This is a genomic window from Streptomyces chiangmaiensis, assembly GCF_036281785.1.
Taxonomy (GTDB): Bacteria; Actinomycetota; Actinomycetes; order Streptomycetales; family Streptomycetaceae; genus Streptomyces; species Streptomyces chiangmaiensis.
This window is the reverse complement of record NZ_JAYWVC010000278.1, coordinates 1-8750: the sequence shown is the minus strand read 5'-3', so window position 1 is coordinate 8750 and position 8750 is coordinate 1. Positions and strand designations below refer to the sequence as shown.

Annotated in this window: 9 protein-coding genes; all 9 read left to right on the top strand. The window is 70.4% G+C overall.

Annotation, left to right across the window (positions count from 1 at the left end; all coding sequences use genetic code 11):
* The coding region (locus VXC91_RS39705; RefSeq protein WP_329512222.1) for a hypothetical protein at nucleotides 1-628 on the top strand (628 nt) is incomplete at its 5' end.
* Nucleotides 618-2105, top strand: coding sequence for a CpaF family protein (locus VXC91_RS39700; protein WP_329512221.1), 1488 nt, complete (start codon nucleotides 618-620; stop codon nucleotides 2103-2105). The genes VXC91_RS39705 and VXC91_RS39700, both read left to right, overlap by 11 nt.
* Nucleotides 2102-3055 carry a type II secretion system F family protein gene (locus VXC91_RS39695; RefSeq protein ID WP_329512220.1) on the top strand — a complete coding sequence of 318 codons (954 nt, stop codon included), beginning with the start codon at nucleotides 2102-2104 and terminating at the stop codon, nucleotides 3053-3055. The genes VXC91_RS39700 and VXC91_RS39695 overlap by 4 nt, the downstream gene beginning before the upstream one ends.
* Nucleotides 3052-3936, top strand: a complete 885-nt coding sequence (locus VXC91_RS39690) for a type II secretion system F family protein (RefSeq protein WP_329512219.1) — start codon at nucleotides 3052-3054, stop codon at nucleotides 3934-3936. Before VXC91_RS39695 ends, VXC91_RS39690 begins: the two co-directional genes overlap by 4 nt.
* 41 nt (nucleotides 3937-3977) lie before the next feature.
* Complete coding sequence (locus VXC91_RS39685) at nucleotides 3978-4295, top strand: hypothetical protein (RefSeq protein ID WP_329512218.1); 318 nt, start codon at nucleotides 3978-3980, stop codon at nucleotides 4293-4295.
* A complete protein-coding gene (locus VXC91_RS39680) occupies nucleotides 4295-4723 on the top strand; it encodes a TadE/TadG family type IV pilus assembly protein (protein ID WP_329512217.1) in 429 nt (142 codons plus the stop codon). Before VXC91_RS39685 ends, VXC91_RS39680 begins: the two co-directional genes overlap by 1 nt.
* A gap of 10 nt (nucleotides 4724-4733) precedes the next feature.
* On the top strand, nucleotides 4734-5177 hold the full coding sequence (locus tag VXC91_RS39675) for a TadE/TadG family type IV pilus assembly protein (protein WP_329512216.1): 444 nt from the start codon (nucleotides 4734-4736) through the stop codon (nucleotides 5175-5177).
* Nucleotides 5177-5623 carry a TadE/TadG family type IV pilus assembly protein gene (locus VXC91_RS39670; protein WP_329512215.1) on the top strand — a complete coding sequence of 149 codons (447 nt, stop codon included), beginning with the start codon at nucleotides 5177-5179 and terminating at the stop codon, nucleotides 5621-5623. The genes VXC91_RS39675 and VXC91_RS39670 overlap by 1 nt, the downstream gene beginning before the upstream one ends.
* A partial coding sequence (locus VXC91_RS39665; protein WP_329512214.1) for a LysM peptidoglycan-binding domain-containing protein occupies nucleotides 5623-8750 on the top strand: 3128 nt, incomplete at its 3' end. The genes VXC91_RS39670 and VXC91_RS39665, both read left to right, overlap by 1 nt.

The window sequence follows — 8750 nt, the reverse complement described above, 5'->3', positions numbered from 1 at the left end:
TGCCCGCAAAGGTGAGTTCAGTGAGGCATTCTGGCGGCAGCTGATCGACCTGAGCAGTGAGGACGGCACGCGGGAGTCGCCGCGTGACCGGCTGCTGCTGCCGGGCATCACCGACCCCGCGCAGGCGGCGAGCCTGGGCTCGGTTTGGAAGGTCCTCGCGCAGATGTTCCGCGGCATCGAGACCGAGAGCGGCCACGATGTGCTGATCGACCTTGGCCGTCGAGGGGCCTTCGGGCCTTCCGGGGTTCTGGCCGAGCAGGCCGACGCCGTCTTCGTGGTGGTGCGCAACACCCTGCGCTGCCTGCAGGCCGCAGAGGGCCGGGTGCGTGCACTGGAAGAGCGTGTCGGCGACGTCAGCGTGCTGCTGATCAATGAGGGCCCGTATCCCGCAGGTGAGGTGCAGCGCGTCCTACAGGTGCCGGTGATCGCCACTTTGCCGTACGCGCCGGACGATGCCCGTGTGCTGTCCGACGGAGCCGAGCAGTCCCGCCGGTTCACCAAGTCGCCGCTGATGAAGGCCGCCCGCACGAGCGGCACGCTGCTTCTCCAGCGGGTCGCCGTGCGTAGGGCTCGCCTTGATCCACGCGGCTTGGGCATGGCGGGCGGGGAGGTGACCCATGCACGCTAGGCCCCTGCACCCGGACCCCACGGTGGCCCCGGTGCCGCAGGAGCGGGCGCATAAGGTCAACGGCGCACCTTCACCTGCCGGTGCTGCCTCGGGTACACAACTGCTCGGTGCGGCGGTTCCGCAGATCACCGTCGACTACCGGGTGGCCCGGGAGATCGCGTCCCAGGTCGCCAAGCAGCGCGAGGAACTGCTCAAGACCAAGCCCGGCATGGACCGGGCCAGCGAGGAGCAGCGCTGCCTGAACTGGATCGCCGAGGCTGTCGCGCTGTGGTCGGACGCTCAGGCGATGACGCCGCAGGAAGACGAGGCGCTGCGACGCGCTGTGTATGACCTGTTGTTCCGGGCCGGCCGGTTGCAGCCGTATCTGGACGACGAGCGGGTCGAGGACATCATCATTCAGGGCCCGCACGAGGTGTGGCTGGACTACGGCGACGGTCAGCGTCGCCGGGTGGGCCCGATCGCGGAGTCCGAGGAGGAACTGCTGGAGTTGCTGCGGGAGTTGGCCCGGGGATCTGGGCACAGCGAGCGCACCATCTCCACCGCGAACCCGACCCTCGCCCTGTCCCTGCAGGACGGCTCCCGTCTTCAGGCCATCACCGGGCTCGGCCCGATGACGTATGCGGTCATTCGCCGGCACCGGGTATCCCACTGCGATCTCGACGACCTGGTACGGCTGGGCACGATCGACCCGATCCTGCGTGAGTTCCTCGGGGCGTGCGTGCGCGCCGAGAAGAACATCATGATCGCGGGGAAGCAGAAGGCGGGGAAGACCACGCTGATGCGGGCGATGCTGAAGGAGTTCGACCCGGAGTGCCGCTTCGCCACCATCCAGACCGAGGATGAGCTGTTCGCCCACACAGGCGGCTACCACAAGCAGGTCGTGTCCCTGGTGGGGCGCGAGTCCAACGGGGAGAAGGACGTCACCGGGCGCGGCGCCGGTGAGGTCACGCTCCTGGACCTGATGCATCCGGCGCTGCGGATGTCGCTGGAGCGGATCGTGGTCGGCGAGGTCCGAGGCCCCGAAGTCGTCGCCATGATGCAGGCGTTGACCAACGGCTCGGGCGGAAACCTGTGCACCATCCACGCGCGGCGCCCGGACATCGTCTTCGACCGGATCGCCGAGTTGTACGCGCTCGCCCAGGAGAACCTCTCCGAGCAGCTCGCCTACCGGCAGACCGCCAACGGTCTGGACTTCATCGTGTACGTCGACATGACGGACGAAACGCAGATCGGTGGCCGCCGCCACCGCTACGTCTCCCACGTCCTGGAACTGACCGGGATCGGAGAGAACGGCCGGCCCGCCACCAACTCGGTCTTCTCCCCCGGCAGCGAGTTTGGGGAGCTGCGGGCAGTGCCGAGGATGGACCCTGCCTGCATCGACGACCTGCGCCGCGTCGGCTTCGACTCGGCCCTGCTGCAACATCCCTACGGGGCCTGGCCCACGCCGCTGCCGCTGAAGGTGGAGGTGAGCCGATGATTTGGCTTTTCGGGCTGCTCAGCGGCATGGCCGTCGCCGGCGGACTGATCGGTGTTGTCGCGGGTCTCGTGGGCACCACGGCGCCCCGCCGGGCCCCGCTACGCCAGCGCTGGCAGGCAGCCCTGCGCGGCGGGAAGCACCAAACCGAGGACGTCCGGATGCGGCGTTGGACCCTCATGGTCGCAGCCGTCGTCGTCTTCGCGGCGGTGTGGCTGGTCTCGGGGAACTTCGTCGGCGGGGCACTGCTGGGTACGGCCGTCATCGGCGTGCCCTGGCTGATCACCCCGGCGCAGATGGCGCAGGAACGCATCGGTCAGCTGGAGGGCTTAAGCGAGTGGACCCAGCGGCTGGCCGGCCTGCTGCGGCTGGGCATGGGCCTGGAACAGGCGATGATCACCAGCCGTCAGGGGGCGCCGGACGAACTCGCCCCGCAGATCATCAACCTGTCCGACCGGCTGCGCCTTGGGTGGCGGCCGGAGAGAGCGCTCCGCGCGTTCGCCGATGAACTGGACGATGTCACCTCGGACAAGGTGGTCGCCGCGCTCATCCTGTCCGCGGGCGACCGCGGCCCGGGCCTGGCCCAGGCACTGGAGGAACTGTCGAGCACCGTCCGCGAGGAAGTCGCCAAGAAGCGCGCCATCGAGGCGGACCGGGCGAAGCCCCGCACCACCGTGCGATGGATGACCATCATCACCGTGGGTGTCGTGGTGGCCGGCTTCTTCGTGCCCTCCTACACCAAGCCCTACGCCACCCTCCTGGGGCAGCTGGTTCTCGCATTTCTTGCAGCGGGGTTCATCGGCGTGCTCGCCCTGATGCGCCAGCTCGGCCTGTTCCGGCGTATCCCGCGCTTCCTGGTCAGCGACCCGACCAGCACTGTTCGACTGCCAGCGCCCAGCCGGGAGCCGGTGCTGCCGGCTGCCGCCCGGGAGCCGGAAGGAGCCGTCTCGTGAACCTGCTCCCCGTTGTGGTGTCCGGCAGCACGATCGGCGCCGGCCTCGCGCTGCTGATCCGGGAACTCCTGCAGCCACAGCCTGCATTGGGGCCGGCCCTGAAGCGCAGTGCCCCGGCTGCCTTGACGATGCCCGAGCCGGAACTGGACCGGGAGGAGATGTGGGGCCGGTGGCTGCTGACCCGCCTCGAGCGACTTCCGGGCGTGACGATCCCCACCACCAACCTGGCCCTGCTCGGGCAGGGGCCCGGCGAGTTCATACTCAAGAAGACCGCGCTCGCCGCGCTGGGGCTGCTGTGCCCGGTCATCGCAACGATCCCGTGGATCATCGCGGGCGTGGGCCTGCCCTTCTACGTGCCCGGTGGCGTCGGGCTTCTCGTCGCGGCCCTGCTGTTCGTCACGCCCGATCTCGCCGTGCGGGACCAGGCCAAGCGGGCACGTGAGGAGTTCGCTCACGCCCTGTCCGCCTACCTCGACCTGGTCGCGCTCAAGCGGGCCGCCGACGCCGGCCCCGCCGAGGCCCTGGAGAAAGCCGCCGAGGTCGGCGAGGGCTGGCCCTTCCTCTACCTGCAAAGCGCCCTGCGGCGCGCCCGGCTGGAGAAGATCCCGCCCTATCAGGCCCTCGCGGAACTGTCCGCCGAGTACGACCTGCCCGTCCTTACCGACGTCGCCGACATCATGCGCGGCTCAGCCACCGACGGCGCCGCCGTCTACAAGGCACTGCGGGCCCGCACCGCGGCGCTGAATGCGGAACTGCTGGCCGATCAGGCCGCGGAGGCGAACGCGGCCAGCGAGAAGATGACCGCTCCGGGCGCCCTCTTGGCGATCTTGGTGATGCTGCTGATGGCGTTCCCCGCCGTGATCCGCATGCTGACCGTCTAAAGATCACCGCCCTGTTCAACGCTTAAGAGAGGCAAGGGAACATGAAGCACACTGCAGCTCGCACCCGCCGTACTGTGCGTCCCGCAACGCACCTGCACACCGGCCAGTACGGCGCGTCCCGCGGAGCGGGGCGTGGCGGCCGGGGCGCGCGGACCTGGGCGTATGCGAATCGTGCGGTCCTGCGGCTGACCACGCGAGTGCAGGAGGGTCTTGAGGAGGCCGCCCGCCGGCCGGACCGCGGTGACATCTCCACCACGACCGTCATCATCTGGGTGGCCGCTGTCACCGGTGCTGTCCTGATCGCAGGGACCATCGCCGTCGTGATCTCCAAGTACAACGGCAAGCTGAACGGGCTGTGATGGGTCGTCCCGAGCGGCTGAAGGACTGGTGGCATGGGCAACGGTGGCGGGACGACCGTGGGGACACCTCGATCCAGATGGCGATCGTCTTCCCGTTTGTGCTGCTCGCCACGGTGGCCGTCATCCAGGCCTCCATGTGGTACTACGCCCGGCAGATCGCGCTGACCGCTGCCCGTGAAGGTCTCACGGTTGCCCGCGCCTACCAGTCGAGTCCGGCCGCCGGTGCGACGCAGGCGCGGGAGGTGCTGGGGCGCACCGCGGGTGACAGTCTGCGTGGCTACAGCGTCTCCGTCAGCAGTAACGGGCAGCGCGTACGGGTCCAGGTATCCGGCACGGCCCTGTCGATGATCCCCGGTGTGTCGGGCCTGCAGGTCAGCCAGTCGGCGTCCGGCCCCGTGGAGCGCTGGACGCCTGGGGGGAGTGAATGACGTGCGATTCGTGGCCGGTTGGACTCGCAGGCTTCGTAGCGATGCGGGCAGTGCCGCGATCGAGGCGGCCATCATTCTCCCGTCGCTGGTCATGTTCTTGTGCATGGCGATCGCCGGGGGCAGGATCGTCACCTCCGGCGCGAAGATCGACTCTGCGGCCGAGGACGCAGCGCGGGAAGCGTCCATCCACCGCACGGCGGCCGCCGCCCAGAGTGCCGCGCGGTCGGCGGCGGCCGACTCCCTTAACGACCAGGGCATCACGTGCGCGTCGACCACCGTGAACATCAACGCCGGCGGTCTCAGTGTGCCGGTGGGGCAAGTCGGCACGGTCACAGTGACCGTGACCTGCACAGTCAATCTGTCCGACCTCCTACTTCCGGGCGTGCCGGGTGCTAAGACGCTCAAATCGACGGCGACCTCGGTGGTGGACCAGTACAGGCAGCGGGGGGACTGATGATCGTGCGTCGAATCCTGCGGACACGGTGCGACGATCGGGGAGGCGTCACCGTGTTCGTCGCCGTGTGCGTCTTCGCGCTGATCGGCATCATCGGTCTCGCCGTGGACGGCGGCAGCAAGATGCGCGCCACCGAGCGCGCCGATTACGTCGCCGGCGAGGCCGCCCGGGCAGGCGGACAGGCCATCGACCCCGCCGACGCCATCACCGGCACCGCGATCGTGGTCGATCCGCAGGCGGCGGCCGCCGCCGCGCAGGCCTACCTGCGCTCCGCCGGCGCCACCGGCACAGTCAGCGTGTCCGGGGACGGCAAGACCCTGAACGTCACGGTCACCGGCGCGTACGACACGAAGTTCCTGTCGGTGGTCGGGATCGGCGCGTTGCCGGTGACCGGCCATGGCAAGGCCACCCTCCTGCATGGTGTCACCGCTCCCGAAGGAAACTGATGCGCACCACCACCCGCTCCCCCGCTGCAGCGGCCGACCGCACCCTGGCACGTGTCCTCAAGGCCGTACTGAGCTTGCTCGTCCTGGCCGCCGCAGTCGCCGGGCTGCCGCTGCTGCTGGCCTGGGCAACCCCGGTCATCTGGGCTGCCACCCACGACGACCTCACCCACCTGCTGGACCGGCGGGACACGGGAGGGGCATTTCTGCTGTTGCTCGTTGCGGTGGGATGGATCGGATGGGCGCAGTTCACGGTCTGTGCCGTACGCGAGCTGATCGCGCAGGTGCGAGGCCGTACCTGGCATGCCCCGCGCGGGATGGGTGCCTCGCAGCGCGCCGCAGGCCTGCTGATCGGCAGCATCCTGGTGCTGCTGCCCACCAGCTCGGCGCTGGCCTCCGACGCCCAGGCCGCCCCGGCCACCACGGCGGCCCGCATCCCCGGGCAGGCCCAAACGCCGCAGGCCACCGAGACCGAGCAGGCTCAAACGCCCGCCGCGAATACACCGGCGTCCCGCACGACATACACGGTGCGCGAGACGCGACCCGCAGAGAGCCTGTGGGGCATCGCCGAGCGCGAGTTGGGGGACGGCGAGCGGTGGCGGGAGATCGCCGACCTGAACGAGGGCCACACCATGGTCGACGGCACGGTCTTTCGCGCGAACAGCTTTCTGCAACCCGGCTGGCAGCTTCAGATGCCCGAGACCGCCACGGCCGCGGGAGGCATCCGTACGCAGCTGGGTGACAGCACCCCTGCTGCCAACGAGAAGGGTGGTCACATCGTCACGGTCCACTCGGGCGACTACCTGTCGAAGATCGCAGAGGAAGAGCTCGGCGACGGCGACGCATGGCCACAGCTGTTCGAGGCCAGCCGGGGCAAGCCGCAGCCGCACGGCCTGCCTGAGATCACCGACCCCGACGTCATCTACGCGGGGCAGCAGGTCACCGTTCCCGGTGCCCAGACCGACCAGCCGCCCCGAGACCGCGACCAGGGTAAGGAGTCGGGCAGCAAGGAGGCCACTGGCCCGGCCACCCAGAACCCCGACGGCACGCAGAGGCCGGGCGACAGCACGGGGGATGCACCAGCACCAGCGCCCAGCCAGACCCAGGCGCCTGCACCGCAGTCGTCGGCGCCCAGCGCACCGCTCAGTCGCCCGGCCGAGCAACCCGGGCAGGATCAGTCCGCTCCGTCCGCAGCGACGTCCGCGACGCCCGAGCCCAGCGCCAGCGCCTCGGCTTCTGCCGCCTCCCCGTCGGCGTCGGCCGAGCCGCCCGGCTCCGCTGCCTCCTCCCCCGCCACCCCCACGCCCAAGACCCCAGCGACGGCCCCGGCCAGCAACCCGCTGAACCTGCGCATCGTGCTCGGCGCCGGCGCACTGCTCGCCGCCGCCATCACCGGCGCCCTCGCCCTGCGCAGGACGCTGCAGCGCCGACGCCGCAAGCCCGGCGAGAAGATCGCCATCGCGTCCGAGACGTCCGCCGCGGAGGCCCAGTTGGCGGCGGCCGCCGAGCCCGGCGGTGCTGCCCGTCTGGATGTGGCGCTGCGTACCCTGGCCCACCACGTGGCCCAACGGGAGGAGGACCACGCGTTCCTGCCGCCGCTGCGGGCCGCCCGCATCGGGCCCCGTGCGGTTCAGGTGCTGCCCGAGGACCTCGCCCAGGAACCGGTGGCGCCCTTCACAGCCGGGCGGGGCGGCTGGTGGGTCCTGCCCGCTGACGCCGCCCTCCTGGACGACGAGGCCGCCCGCGAGGTGCCGGCGCCGTACCCGGGGCTGGTCACGATCGGCCACACCGAGGCGGGCGACCTGCTGCTGCTCAACCTCGCCGGGCTGCCCGCGCTGCTGCTGGACGGCAACCCGGTCCACATCACCGAAGTGTGCACCTCACTCGCCCTGGAACTCGGGATGAGCCCGTGGGCGGCCGAAGCCGAGGTCGTCACCGTGGGGTTCGGCGAGGATCTGCCGCAACTGCTGCCCACCGCGCGGATCGCCCACATGCGCCAGGCCGCGCACGCGCTGCGCGATCTGAGCGAACGCCTGCTGGAAGCACACCAGATGCCCGAAACCCAGCACCAGCCGTATCTGCTGCTGTGCGCGTCCTTGCTGGACGAGGACACGGCCTGGCAATTCGCCGACGTCATCGACCGGGCGGGGGCAGTGCCCGTCACGCTGATCGCCCCGGCGAGCCCGGCGGCCGCTCGCTTCCCCGAGGCGGAGATCCTCAACGCCTCCCTCAGCGAGCCTCAAACCCTCGACTACGCTGGCACCGACATCACGGTGCAGCGCCTGGAACACTCCGCCTACCTTCAGATCACCACCGCGTTGAAGGTGTCCGGGCAGCCGTCCCACCCGGCCGAGGGGCCATGGCAGGACGTCCCGGACGAGCTCGACAGCATGCAGCAGCCCGAGCAGGCATCGCCGGAGGAGTCCGTCGCGCCCGCAACCGCCGTCTCGATCCCGTCGCCGGCGGCGGCAACGCAGGTGAGCAGCGAGGTCTTCCCGGCTCTGCTCGCCGCCAGCACCGATCCGTCTGGGCTTCGACTCCTCTCCCCCGCCGCATCGTCGGCCGGGCTCGACGACGAAACCGGCCCGGGTGCCGAAGCAGCGGTGCCTTCGGCGCCGGCGCCCCCGGCTGATGCGGACTCCACCGACGCGGCCGAGGCCGCGAAGGAGGACGACCCGGGGGCCGCCGTCGAGGAGCCTACGGTGGGGGAAGAGTGCGAGGCGCAGGACCTGCACGCCCCACAGATCCGGGTCCTGGGGCCGGTTGAGGTGACAGGCGTGGACAGCACCGGCCACGGCCCGCGGATGGCGCAGTTGGCCGCTCTGTTGTACTTCCGGCCGGGGCGGAGTGCGGATGTCTTGTGTGCCGACATGGATCCCGTCAGCCCGTGGTCGACGAGCACCCTCAACGCGCGGATGCAGGGCCTGCGCAGCTGTCTGGGCAGCGATTCGTCCGGCAACCTCTACGTGCCGCGCCGCAAGGCGGGTGAGGACCCCTACCGGCTCGCTGTCGGCGTGCGCTGCGACTGGACCCGTTTCCTGCAGCTCGTCGAACGCGCGCTGCCGCTGGGCCCGTCCGGCCTGAACGACTTGGAGAAGGCGCTGACTTTGGTGCGGGGCAAGCCGTTCGG

What these genes read in the sequence shown, in the direction of transcription:
- VXC91_RS39700 (WP_329512221.1), top strand. Translation starts at nt 618, where the DNA reads ATGCACGCTAGGCCCCTGCACCCGGACCCCACGGTGGCCCCGGTGCCG.
- VXC91_RS39695 (WP_329512220.1), top strand. Translation starts at nt 2,102, where the DNA reads ATGATTTGGCTTTTCGGGCTGCTCAGCGGCATGGCCGTCGCCGGCGGA.
- VXC91_RS39685 (WP_329512218.1), top strand. Translation starts at nt 3,978, where the DNA reads ATGAAGCACACTGCAGCTCGCACCCGCCGTACTGTGCGTCCCGCAACG.
- VXC91_RS39680 (WP_329512217.1), top strand. Translation starts at nt 4,295, where the DNA reads ATGGGTCGTCCCGAGCGGCTGAAGGACTGGTGGCATGGGCAACGGTGG.
- VXC91_RS39670 (WP_329512215.1), top strand. Translation starts at nt 5,177, where the DNA reads ATGATCGTGCGTCGAATCCTGCGGACACGGTGCGACGATCGGGGAGGC.